This is a genomic window from Lentilactobacillus buchneri (assembly GCF_018314255.1).
GTDB lineage: Bacteria > Bacillota > Bacilli > Lactobacillales > Lactobacillaceae > Lentilactobacillus > Lentilactobacillus buchneri.
This window is the reverse complement of record NZ_CP073066.1, coordinates 405,686-424,283: the sequence shown is the minus strand read 5'-3', so window position 1 is coordinate 424,283 and position 18,598 is coordinate 405,686. Positions and strand designations below refer to the sequence as shown.

Here is an 18,598-nt window from a genome sequence, read left to right as displayed (position 1 = left end):
AATGTGCAGGGCGTTTCAATTCTTCGGAATTGGAACCAAACATTTGCGAAGTCAATTCGTAAAAACAAATAATAAATTTAAATCATGAGCTATCACAGGCTTATCATTTTAAACAATTTAAGATGAGAGTTTGATCCTGGCTCAGGACGAACGCTGGCGGCGTGCCTAATACATGCAAGTCGAACGCGTCTCCGTTAATGACTTTAGGTGCTTGCACTTGAGAGATTTAACATTGAGACGAGTGGCGAACTGGTGAGTAACACGTGGGTAACCTGCCCTTGAAGTAGGGGATAACACTTGGAAACAGGTGCTAATACCGTATAACAACCAAAACTACCTGGTTTTGGTTTAAAAGACGGCTTCGGCTGTCACTTTAGGATGGACCCGCGGCGTATTAGCTTGTTGGTAAGGTAACGGCCTACCAAGGCGATGATACGTAGCCGACCTGAGAGGGTAATCGGCCACATTGGGACTGAGACACGGCCCAAACTCCTACGGGAGGCAGCAGTAGGGAATCTTCCACAATGGACGAAAGTCTGATGGAGCAACGCCGCGTGAGTGATGAAGGGTTTCGGCTCGTAAAACTCTGTTGTTGGAGAAGAACAGGTGTCAGAGTAACTGTTGACATCTTGACGGTATCCAACCAGAAAGCCACGGCTAACTACGTGCCAGCAGCCGCGGTAATACGTAGGTGGCAAGCGTTGTCCGGATTTATTGGGCGTAAAGCGAGCGCAGGCGGTTTTTTAGGTCTGATGTGAAAGCCTTCGGCTTAACCGGAGAAGTGCATCGGAAACCGAGAGACTTGAGTGCAGAAGAGGACAGTGGAACTCCATGTGTAGCGGTGAAATGCGTAGATATATGGAAGAACACCAGTGGCGAAGGCGGCTGTCTGGTCTGTAACTGACGCTGAGGCTCGAAAGCATGGGTAGCGAACAGGATTAGATACCCTGGTAGTCCATGCCGTAAACGATGAGTGCTAAGTGTTGGAGGGTTTCCGCCCTTCAGTGCTGCAGCTAACGCATTAAGCACTCCGCCTGGGGAGTACGACCGCAAGGTTGAAACTCAAAGGAATTGACGGGGGCCCGCACAAGCGGTGGAGCATGTGGTTTAATTCGATGCTACGCGAAGAACCTTACCAGGTCTTGACATCTTCTGCCAACCTAAGAGATTAGGCGTTCCCTTCGGGGACAGAATGACAGGTGGTGCATGGTTGTCGTCAGCTCGTGTCGTGAGATGTTGGGTTAAGTCCCGCAACGAGCGCAACCCTTATTGTTAGTTGCCAGCATTCAGTTGGGCACTCTAGCAAGACTGCCGGTGACAAACCGGAGGAAGGTGGGGATGACGTCAAATCATCATGCCCCTTATGACCTGGGCTACACACGTGCTACAATGGACGGTACAACGAGTCGCGAAACCGCGAGGTCAAGCTAATCTCTTAAAGCCGTTCTCAGTTCGGATTGTAGGCTGCAACTCGCCTACATGAAGTTGGAATCGCTAGTAATCGTGGATCAGCATGCCACGGTGAATACGTTCCCGGGCCTTGTACACACCGCCCGTCACACCATGAGAGTTTGTAACACCCAAAGCCGGTGAGGTAACCTTCGGGGACCAGCCGTCTAAGGTGGGACAGATGATTAGGGTGAAGTCGTAACAAGGTAGCCGTAGGAGAACCTGCGGCTGGATCACCTCCTTTCTAAGGAAAAACGGAATCCTGCACATTGTCGAAAGTTTTGTTTAGTTTTGAGAGGTCTACTCTCAATTCGTTCTTTGAAAACTAGATAATATTAATTTTCTGTAATAATTTTTTGAAATTGTATTTATATAATTTCAACCGAGAACACCGCGTTATTTTGAGTTTGTTAACTAGAAAAAATCGCAAATACTCAATTAACTTTGCATCACGTCGTGATGTACAGGTTAAGTTAAAAAGGGCGCATGGTGGATGCCTTGGCACTAGAAGCCGATGAAGGACGGGACTAACACCGATATGCTTCGGGGAGCTGTACGTAAGCTTTGATCCGGAGATTTCCGAATGGGGAAACCCAGCAGTTTTAATCGACTGTTACTATATAGTGAATTCATAGCTGTATAGAGGTAGACGTGGGGAACTGAAACATCTCAGTACCCACAGGAGCAGAAAGAAATTTTCGATTCCCTCAGTAGCGGCGAGCGAACGGGGAACAGCCCAAACCAATGAGCTTGCTCATTGGGGTTGTAGGACTGAACATTTGAGTTACCAAAGTTGTTGATAATCGAACAATCTGGGAAGGTTGGCGAAACAGGGTGATAGCCCCGTAGGTGAAATCAATGACCCTCAGTTCAGGATCCTGAGTACGGCGACACACGTGAAACGTCGTCGGAATCCGGGAGGACCATCTCCCAAGGCTAAATACTCTCTAGTGACCGATAGTGAACCAGTACCGTGAGGGAAAGGTGAAAAGCACCCCGGAAGGGGAGTGAAATAGTTCCTGAAACCATGTGCCTACAAGCAGTTAGAGCCCGTTAATGGGTGATAGCGTGCCTCTTGTAGAATGAACCGGCGAGTTACGGTAACATGCCAGGTTAAGGTTTAAAAGCCGGAGCCGCAGCGAAAGCGAGTCTGAAATGGGCGTTTTAGTATGTTGCTGTAGACCCGAAACCAGGTGATCTACCCATGTCCAGGGTGAAGGTGCGGTAAAACGCACTGGAGGCCCGAACCCGTGTACGTTGAAAAGTGCTGGGATGAGGTGTGGGTAGCGGTGAAATTCCAAACGAACTTGGAGATAGCTGGTTCTCTCCGAAATAGCTTTAGGGCTAGCCTCGGACGTAGAATCATGGAGGTAGAGCCACTGTTTGGATGAGGGGCCCGTCATGGGTTACTAAGTTCAGATAAACTCCGAATACCATTGATTTTTATCCGGGAGTCAGACGGTGAGTGATAAGATCCATCGTCAAAAGGGGAACAGCCCAGACCACCAGTTAAGGTCCCTAAATATATGCTAAGTGGAAAAGGATGTGGAGTTGCATAGACAACTAGGATGTTGGCTCAGAAGCAGCCATCATTTAAAGAGTGCGTAATAGCTCACTAGTCGAGTGATTCCGCGCCGAAAATTTACCGGGGCTAAGCATATTACCGAGACTGTGGACTTGACCTTTGGTCAAGTGATAGGAGAGCGTTCTAAGGGCAATGAAGCTAGACCGTAAGGACTGGTGGAGCGCTTAGAAGTGAGAATGCCGGTATGAGTAGCGAAAGATCAGTGAGAATCTGATCCACCGAATGACTAAGGTTTCCTGGGGAAGGCTCGTCCTCCCAGGGTTAGTCGGGACCTAAGCCGAGGCCGAAAGGCGTAGGCGATGGATAACAGGTTGAGATTCCTGTACTAGTTGATGATGTTTGAGCGATGGAGGGACGCAGGAGGCTAAGTTGTGCATCCAGTTGGAAAGGGATGTTCAAGCCACAAGTCAGTCAAAGAGTCAAATGCTTTTTGGCGGGTTGACAAGTGGTGATGAGGACCGAAATTTAAGTAGGGAAGCAACCAACGTCACACTGCCGAGAAAAGCTTCTAGTGAGTCATCAACTACCCGTACCGCAAACCGACACAGGTAGTCGAGGAGAGAATCCTCAGGTGAGCGAGTGAACTCTCGTTAAGGAACTCGGCAAAATGACCCCGTAACTTCGGGAGAAGGGGTGCTGTGCGCAAGCACAGCCGCAGTGAAAAGGCCCAGGCGACTGTTTATCAAAAACACAGGTTTCTGCAAAATCGTAAGATGACGTATAGGGGCTGACGCCTGCCCGGTGCTGGAAGGTTAAGTGGATGAGTTAGCTTCGGCGAAGCCCAGAAATGAAGCCCCAGTAAACGGCGGCCGTAACTATAACGGTCCTAAGGTAGCGAAATTCCTTGTCGGGTAAGTTCCGACCCGCACGAAAGGCGTAACGATCTGGGCACTGTCTCAACGAGAGACTCGGTGAAATTAAGATACCTGTGAAGAAGCAGGTTACCCGCGACAGGACGGAAAGACCCCATGGAGCTTTACTGTAGCTTGATATTGGGTGTTGACACAGCTTGTACAGGATAGGTAGGAGCCATTGAAGCCGGAACGCTAGTTTCGGCAGAGGCGTTGGTGGGATACTACCCTCGCTGTGTGAACACTCTAACCCGCGCCACTTAGCGTGGCGGGAGACAGTGTCAGGTAGGCAGTTTGACTGGGGCGGTCGCCTCCCAAACAGTAACGGAGGCGCCCAAAGGTTCCCTCAGAATGGTTGGAAATCATTCAACGAGTGTAAAGGCAGAAGGGAGCTTGACTGCGAGACAGACAGGTCGAGCAGGGACGAAAGTCGGGCTTAGTGATCCGGTGGTACCGTATGGAAGGGCCATCGCTCAACGGATAAAAGCTACCCTGGGGATAACAGGCTTATCTCCCCCAAGAGTCCACATCGACGGGGAGGTTTGGCACCTCGATGTCGGCTCATCGCATCCTGGGGCTGTAGTCGGTCCCAAGGGTTGGGCTGTTCGCCCATTAAAGCGGTACGCGAGCTGGGTTCAGAACGTCGTGAGACAGTTCGGTCCCTATCCGTCGCGGGCGTAGGAAATTTGAGAGGAGCTGTCCTTAGTACGAGAGGACCGGGATGGACATACCGCTGGTGTACCAGTTGCGCCGCCAGGCGCACCGCTGGGTAGCTACGTATGGATGAGATAAACGCTGAAAGCATCTAAGTGTGAAACTTACCTCAAGATGAGATTTCCCATTCCTATATGGAAGTAAGACCCCTGAGAGATGATCAGGTAGATAGGTTGGAAGTGGAAGTGCAGTGATGTACGGAGCGGACCAATACTAATCGGTCGAGGACTTAACCAAGTAGAAATGGTGTTCAAGGGCAGAAAATTAATATTAGCTAGTTTTGAGAGAACGAAGTTCTTTCAAGGAAAAATAGTGTGGTGGCGATAGCCAGAAGGATACACCTGTTCCCATGCCGAACACAGAAGTTAAGCTTCTGCACGCCAAGAGTAGTTGGGGGATCGCCCCCTGCGAGGGTAGGACGTTGCCACGCAATCCTAAAGCATCGATAGTATTTACTATCGGTGCTTTTTTTGATAATATCGATTTATGTTCTTTGATTCAACCATGCCGTTGTAGCTTAGAAGGTAGAGCATTTCCATGGTAAGGAAAAGGTCCCAGGTTCAAATCCTGGCAATGGCTGTCAGATACATTTAGATTGATGAACCGCCCAGTGCTTCCAGCCTCTTATGATGAGGGCTGGAGGCATTTTTTGTAAGGACTCAGTGGTATCGAAGTATCTCAAACAACAGACGATGTATGATGCTCTTATATGGACTTTGCTTGCTGTGATACCGGCGGTGAGGTTGGCACCCACACGATCGCCAAGAACGCTTGTTCCGGCAAAAAAACGTGAAGTACTGGCTGGGTTTTCTTTGTTCAGTGCGTTCCTAACAAATCAGCCGTTGTTCATTAACCAGATAAATATTTTGATTAATTAACTTCGTCAGTTGTTTAAGAGCAAAATCCATAAACAATGTGGCAAGAAAGCGCTTGAGAAAAAGTAATGCTTTTTGCCTATCAATTCACAAATTTGACGTTATTTACCTCCAAACTAATGGTAAACTTACTGTGTACAATTATTTTTATACCTAAAGGGGGATTTTCGCATGAAAAAACGTTTTGTACATTTTATTCAGTTTGTTTTTGTAGCAATTATTTTCGCATTTGTGGGGGGTGCATTTTCATCCAATGCTAAGGCTGATTCTGTCAACCTAAGTGACGCTTCGTACACTGTACCAATTACTTTATTGAAGAGCGGCAGCAGTTCTCAATCGATTGCCAATCATTTTTTTGACCAAACTGCCCAGGTGACAGTGTCTAAAGGAACCTATACGACTGTCATTACGACAAACGGTGCCAACTATATTGCCAGCATGACGATGGGGGATCAAACGGCATTGCCAATTGTGACCTCTGGGAACAATGGAACCTTAACGTTCAATTTGACCAATCCAAGCAGCACTATGCCGGTTAGCTTTACGCTTCATAACATTCCAATTCTTGGACAAATGCAAGAATCTGCCGACTTTTCGTTTGACTGGGCAGATGCTGTAAAGGTTCCTGGATCAGATGCCGCCACAACCACGACAACTGATTCAAGTACCACGACCGAACCTGCAGCCACCAGCAGCAGTGCCACAACGCCTGCAGCTACCAGCAGTTCGGCTACAACTCCGACGACAACGACCACGTCAACTGTTACCACCAAAAAGAAGACCACCGCTAAAGCAAAGGTGCCAACCACAACTCGAAAGTATGTGGTTTTAAAGGGTGACTCAAATTCAAAGTCAATGGCTAACCAATATTACACTCGAACGGCCGTGATTAAAAAAATTGCTAAGCACTACAACGTCCAACTGAAGGTTGCTTACAAGAAGAACTTAAAGTTGGGGTCAAAAGCTGTTCGCCCAGTGACCATCAATGGCCGCAAAGTGAAATCCTCAGTTGTTAGTTATGGTCAAACGACTAATTACTACACCATGACTTATTCATTTAACGTTTCATCATTCAAAACTTTGAAGAAAGTTATCAAGGGTTCAATCCATGTGGTTGTCCCTCAAGCCCAAATCAATACAACTTGGCCAATTCGTTTCAAGTTTAGCCAAAAAGCGCCTGCCAAGGCCAGCAAGCATGTTGCTGTTGTACCGACAGCTACTTCAGCTAAGCTGAGCACTTCCAGCCAGACTAAATTACCACAAACTGGTGATGCCAGCCAAAACAGCTTGTCAATGCTTGGATTAGCACTCGTATCAGGATTATCTTTTGTTTGGGGGAGTAATCATGGAATTGTCAAATAGATCAAAGTGGCTATTGGGCCTCTTTGTCGCCATTGGACTGTTCATCGTTTCAATTATTCCAGCTAGTGCTCAAACCATTGCCTATCACCCATTGCGCTATGGAACCAATCAAACGTCAATGGCAGACGGCTATTTTGTTAAGCCGGCCAATGTGGTGGTGAAAAATCATCTCTATTACGTCACGATGGAAATTAAAACTGCCAAGAGTTTGTCATCATTTCCAGTCAAAGTGAATTGGGTCAACGGTAAAGCGCCATTAAATGTCCGTCGCGTGAAAGACCGGGCCGGAGATTCGCTGCTGTACTATTCATTTTATGCTAATAACCTGAAGAAACGGATCAATGCCAAGCTCGCTATTGACGTGCCCAAGGTTTATAAGGCCCATCACTTGATTTCGTTCAAATTTAGTACGGCTGGTCTGCCAAGCTTGGGAAGGACGCACGCCGCAGTGGCGACACCTAAGACAGCTACGTCAACGACAAAGCCTAAGGCGGCTACTAGTCCAAGTACGAAGGCAAAGCAAACCAACAGTCGACCCAAAGCCAATGCACCAAAGAAGACCAAAAAAGCTGCTAAGACTGCTAGCTCAACCAAGACAAAGCAACCCAAAGCAAAACAGTCTTCCGCCAAGAAAGCCTCATCACAGCCAAGTAAGGCCAGCAGTAACCTGACCAAACCAGCTAAAAAGACTTCAGACAAACCCCAAGCAAAAAAGAGCGGGGTTCCTTGGATTGTCGGCGGCGTGACTGTGATTGCCGGACTTTCAGCAGGATTGTGGATTTACTTTAAACATTAGAGGGGGCAATAAGGATAATGAAAGGATCTCGTAAGATCGCTTTAATTGTGCTCTCACTTGTTTTGGTAGTTGGCGTGTTGGGCGGTATCTTTATGAGCCGAATCGGTGCTGCCAATCATCAGAAAAAAGCTCGGATTGTGGCAACGACTTTTGCGGTCGTTCAAATTGCAGATAAGCTCGATCTCCCGCTGGTCGGTGTGCCGACAACTCAAAATAAAATTCCGGCGCGTTATGCGCACGCTGCCCGGGTTGGCAATCCGATGAATCCTAGTGTTGAAAAAATTGCCAGTTTAAAACCGACCGTCGTCTATTCCGTGACGACCCTGCAGGACCAATTTGGAAGGGCATTTAAGGAACGCCATATTACGCCCCATTTTCTGGATTTAACCAGCGTCACCAAATTGAAACAAACGGTGACCGCAATGGGGAAACAATATCAGCGAAAAGCCCAGGCCAAACACGCAGTTGATCAAATTGACCAGGCAGAGCAGCATGTTAAACTGGTTGCCAAGCGCCATGCCACCAAACCTCGGGTGCTTGTCTTGATGGGGTTACCTGGGGCTTCCTATATGATTGCCACTAATCAATCCTACGTTGGTGATTTAGTCGCAATTGCCGGTGGTCACAATGTTTTCTCTTCAAAGACACAAGAGTTTGTCTCTCCCAACGATGAAGCCATCAAAAAAGCGCAGCCACAGGTTATTTTGCGATTGGCACACGCCTTACCCAATATCGTGATCCCACAATTTAACTCGGAATTTAAATCCGATCCGATGTGGAAGACGCTGCCTGCCGTTAAGAATCATCGCGTTTATGATCTGGAAGAACCCAACTTTGATGCAACTGCCAATATGCGGGCTGCCAAAGCCTTGCAGATCGTTTCGAATTGGCTGTATCCTCAAGAAGGGAGCCAAACGAATTGACTAAATCTGAAAAAATATGGTATTCGACAATTTTGGTGATGCTTGTCATCACCATTTTGTTTGCGATGATGTTGGGGGCCAGCTTCATTACCCCCCAACAAATGATGACCGCCTTTCAAGGGGGCAATCCCAATCAACTGGACGTGTTGATTAACATTCGCTTTCCGCGGATTCTTTCAACCATGCTGTGTGGGGGTATGCTTGCGGTAGCAGGAGCTGCCAGCCAGGCTGCCTTTCGAAATGTGTTGGCAGACCCCAGTATTCTGGGAGTGACCAGCGCTTCAGACTTCTTCATTCTCATTGGGACAATGCTTCTACCGGCATTTCCTGCCAGCAAGTTTATTTTTTCCATCCTTGGCGGCTTATTTGCACTCTTACTGTTAACCCGGGGGCCGGCACTCAAGAGCCCATACCGGCTGATTATCATTGGTGTGGCGATGATGCTGACCTTTACCGGGTTCGAGCAGCTGTTTGCCAATGGATTTGGCGGCCAGACGACGGGCTCTTTTAACGGGATTACCTGGTCGCAGACCGAAGTACTGTTATTTTTGGGTGTCAGTGGGATGTTCGCGGCAGTCGTTATTTCACCGTGGGCCAACTATCTCAAATTATCAACCGAGCAGCTGCAGACCAAAGGGGTTTCGGCTTCGATGATGCGTCTGGCATTGCTGTTGGTGGTTGTCTATTTATCCTCCGGCGTTTCTTCAGTTGTCGGCACGGTTCCGTTCATGGGAATCGTTGTCCCCAACGTTGTTCGTTATTTAGTGGGGAGAGATTATCAAACCATCATTCCGCTGTCGATGCTCATGGGCGCTTGGCTGTTATTAGTTGTTGACACCATCGGCCGAATTGTCGTGTTGCCCAGTGAATTGTCCGCCGCGGTCATTATGACCGTCATTGGCGGCCCATTCTTAATCTTGATGTTGCAAAGGAAGAATTTTAATGGACTTAAATCAAGTTAGTTATCATTATCCACAACAACCGACCCTTTTAAATGAGATCAGTGCGACAATTCCGGTGGGGCACATTCTATCGATTATCGGTCCAAATGGCGCCGGCAAGTCGACCCTGTTAAAATTGATGGCGGGCATTTTCCAACCGTCCGGTGGTGAAGTTGATCTTGACGGGCAGCCAATTAGTTCGATTCCTCGGAAACAGTTGGCGACCAAGGTTGCAGTTGTTAGTCAGCAAAACGATATTTTTGATGATATGAAAGTGATTGATGTTGTTAAAACAGGCAGGTTGGCACACCACGGCCTGCTGGCGACAATTTCTGACGCCGAGGTGGCCAAGTATATTCAGGTCACTCATTTGACATCATTGGCACAGCGGCCGCTGTCGTCGTTATCTGGCGGCCAACGCCAAAGAGTCTGGTTAGCTTCCGCTTTGGCCCAAGATCCGACATATCTATTGCTGGATGAACCAACGACTTACTTGGACATTCACTACCAAGCCGAACTGATGGGGATTTTGAAGCAGCTTAATGAGCAGAAGCACATCACGATTATCATGGTGATTCATGATATCAATCAGGCATTTAAGATCAGTGATGTTTTGTGGCTGGTCAAACGGGGTGAACTGGTAAAAGTCGGCAAACCGGAAGAATGCTACGATCGTGAATTACTAGCCAACATTTTTGAGACTAATATTCAAATTGTCGATGTTCCTCATTATGGCAAGTACATTGTTGAGATACCGGAAACTCAAGCTGAATCATAAGTGCTAGATAACATTCAGACACAAATAGAGGCTGGAACAAAATCTTTTGTTCCAGCCTCTTATTTCATTTAACGGTTATTTATTTTTGTAAAGTGACTTTGGAATGCCATAACGTGAACGGCCCCAAGTCTTTTGCAGCCATGGAACGAACCAGTAGTCCAAACCAATGGAACGACCGGATCCATTCATTAAGGCAATCGCCGCAAAGACGATCCAAGCATGCGGCCAGCTGGCAATCCCCATGAAGAAGATCACGATTAATGCCAAACTGGCAATCCAAGTGAATAGACCGAAGAACAACAGGCAGCCAATAATGCCTTCAATCGCAGTCAGGCCAAAGCCCACTGGAATAATGGCGTTGTAAGAGAATGCATCAACCATTAGGACGATTCCCAAGAACATTCTTAGCGGAACACTCCACAAAGCGTTCCCCTGACGGGCAGTAATACCAGGCAGCACAGTTCGGTTGTTATCAACCCGGAAGAATTCTTGCAAGATATACTGCATCATGAAGTAACCGGAATGAATTCGCATGAAGTACAAGAGGTTGGTCCCGTGCTTCATAATCGTTGCCAGCCAGCCACGGACTCGTTTGCCGCCGAATACTTGGGCAATCCCATAACGAGCACCAAATGAAACGGTGAAGCCCATGTTCTTGTCATGGAATTCGGTGTAGTTGTGGTTGCCTTCAATGTCAGCAGCAATGTTGGCAGAGGAAACAACGGCTTCATTTTCAGCCTCTTGAGCAGTTTGTGGAACGGCACGTTCAGCACCTTGCTCAGTGGCGTTGGAGTCATCACCGGCAACGTAAATACTTTTATCTTCAAAGCCCTTTGCCTGGAGATATTGATTGGTAATCAATCGACCGCCACGGCCGGCGTCAATTCCGAAACTGTCGGCAACGTGGTTGGTTTTAACCCCGGCAGTCCAAATCAAGGTGTTGGTTGGAATTGAATCCTGATCCTTAATGTCGACGCTGTCTGGATTAACTGAGGTAATCATGGATGATGGTCGAACTTCAACGTCGTGATCCTTGATGTACTTCTCTGCGTGAGCAGCATTGGTTCGATCAAGCATGTTGATAATTGTTGGGGCAGCTTCAACCAAGAGAATGTGAATCTCGTCAGGATCCAGCTTGTAATCTCTTGCCAGGACTTTCTTGTAATCAATTAATTCACCAATGGTTTCGGCACCGGTAAATCCGGAACCACAGACCACAATTGTGAGCATTGCACGACGTTTGTCGGGATCACGTTCAACAGCTCCTCGGCCAATGATTTCACGAATATGCGCTCGAAGTCGGAGTGCGTCTTCCATTGACCAGAGCGTGAAACCATTTTCTTTAACGCCGGGTGTCCCGAAGTCATTAGGCTCGCCACCCATACTGATCAGCAGGCTGTCAAATGGATACGTGCCATGTTCACCGTTGACAATTTTCTTGTCCTTATCGACTGACGTGACATTATCCGTAACGAGCTGCACGTTTTTCTGCTTGTGAAAAATCCGTTGCAGGTCATACTGGATGCTGCTTGGGTCAACCCGCTCGGTCGCAACTTCGTGTAATCGGGTCAGATAAGTGAAGTACGAGTGACGATCGATCAATGTAATTTGGACGTCAGAGTTGCTCTTGAATCGCTTAGCCAATTGCTTGGTTGCGTAAACGCCTGCGAAACCGGCACCAATGACGACGATGTTCTTTGTCATGAAATTTTCCCCCTTTGGAATAATTAAAATAAGATTGCTTTAGAAAATTACAATAATAGCATAAACTAATCTTATCACCCTTATTATAAATGTGGCTTTGACAATTGTCTAATGAAAGCCATTGCAATAATTTCACAAGCATTTCTTCCCTAATCTAAGTCCTTCACATTGATTGATTGACGACGTTTACATGTTTCGGGCGGGATTGTGTCAATAACAGTGCAGGATTATGAGTAATTGCTGATAATTAATTAGTATTTTGATTGAATGTTGAACCATTTCTATATACAATAAGGGTATATGAGGATAACTCATTAATATTTAGTAAGGGGGGATACGACAATGTTAAATATTGGCGTCACGATGCTTGGGTTGTCGCGGTTTCAATTTGCGATGACCACTGTGTTTCACTTCTTCTTCGTACCGTTTTCCATTGGTTTAGCTTTTATTGTTGCAATTATGGAAACGTGTTACGTTGTGACCAAGGATGAAACATACAAAAACATGACAAAATTCTGGGGGAAGATTTTCCTGTATAGTTTTGCCGTTGGTGTTGTAACTGGTATTATTCAAGAGTTCCAGTTTGGAATGAACTGGTCGGATTATTCAAGATTTATGGGGGATATTTTTGGTGCGCCACTGGCAATTGAAGCCTTGGCAGCCTTCTTCTTGGAATCGACATTCATTGGCCTTTGGATGTTCACGTGGGACCGTTTCAACAAAGTGGTTCACTGTTTGTTCATTTGGCTGACTGCTTTTGGTTCGACACTATCTGCACTTTGGATTTTGGCGGCCAACAGCTTTATGCAAAACCCAGTTGGTTACGCAATGAATGCTGCTCAACACAAAGTTGAAATGACCAGTTTCTCTGCTGTTATTATGAACCGTCAGTTGTGGAACGAATTTCCACACGTTATTTTCGGGGCATTCTTAACGGCTGCATTTGTTGTTGCCGGCTGTTCTGCTTGGCGTTTACTTAAGAAGGATCATGAGCACTTCTACCGCAAGTCAATGAAGGTTTCACTCATCATTGGGCTTTGTGCCTGCTTAGGTTCTGTATGGTCAGGTGATACGCAAACACGTTACCTGATTAATAACCAACCGATGAAGTTTGCTGCTATGGAAGGCCTCTGGAAGAACTCAACTCAAAAGGGCAATTGGTCAGTGATCCAGGGTACTAAGAATCACAAGACAACCTGGTCAATTGAGGTTCCTTATGTTTTGAATATTCTTGGTCACCATAGTTTGAACGGAACTTTCAAAGGTCAACAACAGATCAACAAAGAATTAAAGGCAAAGTACAATAAAAATGGTGAAACACGGAATTATTATGTTCCAACTCGTACTTTGTTCTATAGCTTCCGAATCATGGCTATTTCTGCCGGCTTATTCGGCTTAGTTGCCATCATTGGGTTATGGTTCAACCGTAAGAAGTCACAAAGCATTATGAGGCAACGCTGGTTCCTATACCTCATGGGCTTGATGGTTTGGCTGCCGTTTATCGTTAACACCTGTGGCTGGTTCGTTACTGAATTTGGCCGTTATCCATGGGTTGTTTACGGACTTTTGACCATTGCCGATGCGGTATCGCCAACGTCTACCGTGGCAAGCCTGATGTTCACCAACATCGTTTACTTCTTGATCTTTGCATCGCTTGGAGCTGTCATGATTATCCTGAGTCACCGGGTTCTCAAACAAGGACCGGATTCAGTTCAGACTGACGGATACTCCAGCGAACCACAAGCAGCTGATCAAAAGGTAGATCCATACGAAATGGGGGCGGCTCATAATGACTAGTTATCAATTTATTTGGTTTCTATTGATTGGTGTGTTGTTTAGTGGCTTCTTCTTCCTTGAAGGGTTTGACTTTGGTATCGGGATGTCCGTTCGATTCTTTGCTAAGAACCGGGCTGAACGTGATACCGTCATCCAAACAATTGGCCCGCATTGGGATGGAAATGAAGTTTGGCTGATCACTGCCGGTGGTGCGATGTTTGCATCATTTCCAATGTGGTATGCTTCACTATTTTCAGGATACTACCTTGTCTTGTTCTTAATCTTGGTTGCCTTGATTTTCCGTGGCGTTTCATTTGAGTTCCGTGCAAATATGCAGACGGATACTTGGCGTAATTTCTGGGAATGGGCATCATCAATTGGTAGTTTCTGTGCCGCATTCTTATTCGGGATGATGTTCACCAGTATGATTCAAGGTGTTCCGATTGATAAAAATGGGGATATCTTTGGAAGTTTCACCACTTATGTCAACTGGTTCTCGATTGTCGGCGGTGTCGCCGTTTCACTGCTTTGCTTCATTCATGGATTAAACTTCCTGCGTTTGAAGACCAGCGGTGAATTAAGAGAACGAGCAGAAAAGTGGAGTAAAGTTCTCTATCCGGTTCTGCTTGCCGGTGAAGTTGTCTTTGTTGTCTTACTTTACTTAACAACTGACTTCTTTACTCGTAAACCAATGTCAACTTGGGGAATCTTGATCGCCTTGGTCATCTTTACCTTGGCTGCATGGTGGGGCGCTCAGTCCAGCCATGATTGGACATCATTCATTGCCAGTGGGCTTTCTTTAATCAGTGTCGTTGTCCTGATTTTCAACGGTTTATTCCCACGGGTTATGATTGCGACGAACAACGCAAATTCAATCTTAATTAAAAATGCTTCAAGTTCACCATATACGCTGCACTTGATGACGATTTTGACATTCACGATTTTACCAATTGTGCTCATCTACTTCATTTGGAGCTACTGGGTATTCTACAAGCGAATCAAGTCACCAAAGCAAGTTGCTGAATAGTATTTAACTGAATCCAACGATCCGGGTAAATGATTTTCAGTTAATGATATGCGTATCAACTGAAAGGCCAATGATAAACGTTTCGGCTTATCGCTGGTCTTTTTGTTTTGCCCGGAATTTTTGGCGGTAACTCGTGTTAAAAACCAAATAAATCAAGAAATAAACCGCTCACATATTTCATTGTGCGCAATAATTCTTTATACTAGGAATTGTAATTAATTTTGTTCTGGGGGAGTGAAAAGTTTGATTGATAAAAGATTGTTTGATCTGCCGGGGATGAAAAAGTATGCCGTTATTTTAGGGATTCTGGTCTTCATTCAGGCAATCGCAATAATTGCTCAGGCTCGCGCACTGTCAATTGCAATCGTGAACCTGTGGAATCTGCAGTCGATCAACACAATTATTTGGCCCACCGTTGTGTTTACCGTTGCATTTTTAGGGCGGCATTTGTTGACTGTCGCCGAAAACCACGTATTATTTCCGTTCGTTGAAAAGACAAGTGGCGATATGCGGGAAGATTTGATGGCCAAGATTTTCCGACTCGGTCCCGCTGAAATTGATAAACGGGGAACTGGAAACATCGTCACGATGGCCCTTGAAGGAATTGACCAGGTTCAGACTTATTTGATGTTGGTTGTTATCAAGATCTTGGATATGTCGATTACGCCGTGGCTGATTTTGTTATACGTCCTGTTCCTGCGTTGGGAACAAGCGATTTTCTTATTTGCTATTTTTCCAATTATCATTTTATTCATGATTATTCTTGGACTGGCAGCTCAGAGTAAGGCAGATCGGCAATATGAAGGCTATCAGCGCCTGTCTAATCACTTTGTGGATACCTTACGGGGCCTGCCGACTTTAAAGCAGCTGGGCCTTTCTAAGCGCTATGCTGACAATGTCTATGAAGTCAGCGAATCTTATCGGACAGAAACGATGTCCACGTTGAGAATCGCCTTAACATCGACATTTGCCCTGGATTTCTTTACCACTTTGTCGATCGCAGTCGTCGCAGTCTTTCTAGGATTTGATTTGATGGATGGTAAAGTCATGCTCTTACCCGCGTTGACCATTTTGGTATTGGCGCCGGAGTATTTTCTGCCAATCCGGAATTTTGCCAACGACTATCACGCAACTTTGAACGGTAAGAACGCGATGAGCGCCGTCTTGGACGTCCTTCATGAGCCTGAGATGAGCCAACGCGAAGTTTTGCCTGATTTGAAATGGAACAACGATTCAACCTTGAAATTGAATCAAGCTTCCTTGACCTATCCGGGAAGCAAGGAACCGACGCTTAAAGATATTTCGATTGATATCAAGGGGATGCAGAAGATCGGCATCATCGGTGCATCGGGATCCGGCAAATCGACTTTGATTAATCTGATTGGTGGCTTTTTGTCCCCGGATGGTCAAAATCAAATCTCGATTAACGGCCAGCCGCTGCCACACCTGAACCAAGCTAATTGGCAGAAAAACTTTCTGTATATTCCTCAAAATCCCTATCTCTTTCACGCCACGTTAGCCGATAACATTTCGTTTTACGTCGCGGATGCCACTGAAGCTGCGATTTCAAATGCAGCTGACAAGGCGGGCCTGACCGACTGGATTAATACCTTGCCGGACGGGCTTAATACCATGATTGGGGAGGGTGCCCGGACGGTCAGTGGTGGTCAGGCACAGCGGATTGCTTTGGCCCGAGCTTTTCTTGATCCCAATCGAAAAGTGCTCTTATTTGATGAGCCGACTGCTCATTTGGATATTGAAACTGAAGCCAGTTTGAAGCAGGATATTCTGCCCGTCTTCAATGATCACCTGGTGTTCTTCGCAACCCATCGGCTTCACTGGATTGGTGAGATGGACTATGTGTTAGTCATGGATCATGGTCGCTTGGTTGAACAGGGGACACCTGACCAACTCGCTCAGCGAAATGGTGATTACGTCAAACTTCGTTCAGAAATGGAGGCGGCAGACCTATGAAAAATTTTAGAAAAACATTCGAAAACGACACCTGGGTCATGCCTTACCTGCGTAAATACAAGGGCTTACTGGTCCTGGTCTTATTCCTGGGATTCATGACCTTCTTCTCTGGCGGCGCTTTGATGTTTAACTCCGGATATCTGATCAGTGAGGCTGCCAGACAGCCTTCAAGTATTATTTATATTTATGTACCGGTTGTTTTGGCCCGAGCCTTTGGAATTGCCCGGCCAGTCTTTCGATATGTTGAACGGTTAACCAGCCATAATTGGGTGCTGCGAATCGTGTCTGACTTCAGAAAAAAGCTGTATCAAACCGTTGAGCAAAAGGCATCGGCCATTCAACGCTCTCACCAAACCGGTGATATCTTGAGTATTTTAGCCGACGATATTGATCACATCGAAAACTTGTATCTGCGAACCGTTTTTCCTATGGTAATCGGTTGGCTGTTGTACATTTTCGTGGTGATCGGTGTCGGTTCACTGAACTGGGTGGTCGGTTTACTGATGTTACTGTTATTAGGGATTATCACGATTGTGATGCCTTTGGCGTCAGTCGCCACCAACGGGGTTCGGGAATTTAAACAGCATCAAATTCAACACGAATTCTATACGAATTTAACCGATGAAGTTTTGGGATTGGGCGACTGGCTGATTTCCGGTCGTTACAACGACTTCATCAACCTGCAGAAGAAACCAATTAAGGCCATTGCAGCCCTGCGGAAACGAGATCATTACTTCCAGTGGTGGCGATCATTTCTGGTTCAATTTGTTATTTTACTAACGACTTTGGTTCTGCTGGTCTGGTCGGCTAATCAGTTCACCGCCTCCAAATCCTTGGCCAACTGGGTGGCTGCCTTTGCGCTGGCCATTTTCCCAGCGGTGTCACCATTTGTCAACATGAGTCAAGGTGCCAGTGAGTGGCCGGTTTATAAACGGTCGATTGAGCGGGTTAACGCCCTAGATTCAGGCACGGTCAAACCCGTTAAGCAGACGGCGTTGGCTGAACCGTTCAAGGAACTTTCAATTAACGATTTGACGTTCAAGTATGCCGATGGTGATCGAGACGTGGTTCAACATATCTCGATGACCATTCATCCAGGCGAAAAGGTCGCATTGCTTGGACCCAGCGGAACTGGGAAGAGTACCTTCTTGAAGCTGGTCGTTGGAGATTTGACACCATCCGATGGCCAAGTGCTGATTAACCAGCAAAATATTTTAAGCCTCCAGGACGTCCGCTCTTCACTGTTTGGCATTCTTGACCAACAACCGTATCTTTTTGACACGACGGTCATGAACAATGTCCGCTTGGGGAACGTGAATGCCAGTGACCAGCAGGTAAAAGATGCGATTGCCGCCGTTGGACTGAAAGAGTTGATTGAGTCGCTGCCCGACCAATACGACACCCAAGTTCAAGAGGCTGGTAAACGCTTCTCAGGTGGGGAGCGCCAGCGATTGTCATTGGCGCGGATTTTACTCCAGGATGCACCGATTATTATTCTGGATGAGCCAACGGTAAGTTTGGATCCGATCACAGAAAAGAAGTTGTTGGATAAAGTCTTTGAATTACTTCATGACAAGACCATTATTTGGGTCACTCATCATTTGGCAGGGATTACCCACGTCGACCAGGTTCGTTTCATGGAAAACGGCCAGTTCGATATGCAGGGCACCCCGCAGGAACTGTATAAGACTCAGCCAAGATTCAGACAGCTGTATGACTTGGACAGAGGAAGAGTGTAACGAGACCCGGGTGGCCCCGGAGTGTAAAGCAAACCGTCAAAGGATGAACGGGTTTGGTTCATCGTTGGACGGTTGGTTTTACACAGTAGGGGACAGGGTCGACG

The 18,598-nt window shown here is 46.5% G+C and carries 10 protein-coding genes, 1 tRNA gene and 3 rRNA genes; 13 read left to right on the top strand and 1 reads right to left on the bottom strand.

Going from position 1 to position 18,598, the window contains the following annotated elements; genetic code table 11:
- The first annotated feature begins 118 nt into the window (after positions 1-118).
- The 9 genes from KE627_RS02180 (at position 119) to KE627_RS02140 (ending at position 10,274) form a co-directional block, all read left to right on the top strand.
- A 16S ribosomal RNA gene (locus tag KE627_RS02180) occupies positions 119-1,693 on the top strand.
- Positions 1,694-1,915: 222 nt separating this feature from the next.
- Positions 1,916-4,836, top strand: a 23S ribosomal RNA gene (locus KE627_RS02175).
- Between the two features lie 76 nt (positions 4,837-4,912).
- Positions 4,913-5,029: ribosomal RNA gene (gene rrf / locus KE627_RS02170) — 5S ribosomal RNA — on the top strand.
- The 16S, 23S and 5S rRNA genes sit together here with 1 tRNA gene alongside, the layout of an rRNA operon.
- A 76-nt stretch (positions 5,030-5,105) precedes the next feature.
- Positions 5,106-5,178, top strand: a tRNA-Thr gene (locus KE627_RS02165).
- A gap of 467 nt (positions 5,179-5,645) precedes the next feature.
- Entirely contained in the window at positions 5,646-6,836 is a 1,191-nt protein-coding gene (locus tag KE627_RS02160) for an NEAT domain-containing protein (protein WP_056938768.1), read from the top strand.
- Entirely contained in the window at positions 6,820-7,632 is an 813-nt protein-coding gene (locus KE627_RS02155) for an NEAT domain-containing protein (protein ID WP_056938769.1), read from the top strand. The genes KE627_RS02160 and KE627_RS02155 overlap by 17 nt, the downstream gene beginning before the upstream one ends.
- Positions 7,633-7,649: 17 nt before the next feature.
- Positions 7,650-8,555, top strand: a complete 906-nt coding sequence (gene isdE / locus KE627_RS02150; protein WP_013728401.1) for a heme ABC transporter substrate-binding protein IsdE — start codon at positions 7,650-7,652, stop codon at positions 8,553-8,555.
- Positions 8,552-9,517, top strand: a complete 966-nt coding sequence (locus tag KE627_RS02145; protein WP_013728400.1) for an iron ABC transporter permease — start codon at positions 8,552-8,554, stop codon at positions 9,515-9,517. Before isdE ends, KE627_RS02145 begins: the two co-directional genes overlap by 4 nt.
- Complete coding sequence (locus KE627_RS02140; protein WP_013728399.1) at positions 9,498-10,274, top strand: ABC transporter ATP-binding protein; 777 nt, start codon at positions 9,498-9,500, stop codon at positions 10,272-10,274. Before KE627_RS02145 ends, KE627_RS02140 begins: the two co-directional genes overlap by 20 nt.
- A gap of 75 nt (positions 10,275-10,349) precedes the next feature.
- Here the strand turns inward: KE627_RS02140 and KE627_RS02135 are convergent, their stop codons facing one another.
- The gene (locus KE627_RS02135) at positions 10,350-11,978 is read right to left on the bottom strand and encodes an NAD(P)/FAD-dependent oxidoreductase (protein WP_013728398.1); all 1,629 of its coding nucleotides are present in this window, start codon (positions 11,976-11,978) and stop codon (positions 10,350-10,352) included.
- A gap of 342 nt (positions 11,979-12,320) precedes the next feature.
- Between KE627_RS02135 and KE627_RS02130 the strand changes: the two genes are divergently transcribed.
- From KE627_RS02130 to cydC, 4 genes are all read left to right on the top strand, one after another.
- Positions 12,321-13,775: a cytochrome ubiquinol oxidase subunit I gene (locus tag KE627_RS02130; protein WP_013728397.1), complete on the top strand. Its 1,455-nt coding sequence runs from the start codon at positions 12,321-12,323 to the stop codon at positions 13,773-13,775.
- Positions 13,768-14,781, top strand: a complete 1,014-nt coding sequence (gene cydB / locus KE627_RS02125) for a cytochrome d ubiquinol oxidase subunit II (protein ID WP_056938771.1) — start codon at positions 13,768-13,770, stop codon at positions 14,779-14,781. Before KE627_RS02130 ends, cydB begins: the two co-directional genes overlap by 8 nt.
- Before the next feature lie 243 nt (positions 14,782-15,024).
- Positions 15,025-16,755, top strand: coding sequence for a thiol reductant ABC exporter subunit CydD (cydD, locus tag KE627_RS02120; RefSeq protein WP_013728395.1), 1,731 nt, complete (start codon positions 15,025-15,027; stop codon positions 16,753-16,755).
- Entirely contained in the window at positions 16,752-18,494 is a 1,743-nt protein-coding gene (cydC, locus tag KE627_RS02115) for a thiol reductant ABC exporter subunit CydC (protein ID WP_013728394.1), read from the top strand. Before cydD ends, cydC begins: the two co-directional genes overlap by 4 nt.
- Positions 18,495-18,598 lie beyond the last annotated feature (104 nt).

Coding starts and splice junctions, on each gene's coding strand:
- KE627_RS02160 (WP_056938768.1), top strand. CDS start 5,646: ATGAAAAAACGTTTTGTACATTTTATTCAGTTTGTTTTTGTAGCAATT.
- KE627_RS02155 (WP_056938769.1), top strand. CDS start 6,820: ATGGAATTGTCAAATAGATCAAAGTGGCTATTGGGCCTCTTTGTCGCC.
- isdE (WP_013728401.1), top strand. CDS start 7,650: ATGAAAGGATCTCGTAAGATCGCTTTAATTGTGCTCTCACTTGTTTTG.
- KE627_RS02140 (WP_013728399.1), top strand. CDS start 9,498: ATGGACTTAAATCAAGTTAGTTATCATTATCCACAACAACCGACCCTT.
- KE627_RS02135 (WP_013728398.1), bottom strand. CDS start 11,978: ATGACAAAGAACATCGTCGTCATTGGTGCCGGTTTCGCAGGCGTTTAC.
- KE627_RS02130 (WP_013728397.1), top strand. CDS start 12,321: ATGTTAAATATTGGCGTCACGATGCTTGGGTTGTCGCGGTTTCAATTT.
- cydB (WP_056938771.1), top strand. CDS start 13,768: ATGACTAGTTATCAATTTATTTGGTTTCTATTGATTGGTGTGTTGTTT.
- cydC (WP_013728394.1), top strand. CDS start 16,752: ATGAAAAATTTTAGAAAAACATTCGAAAACGACACCTGGGTCATGCCT.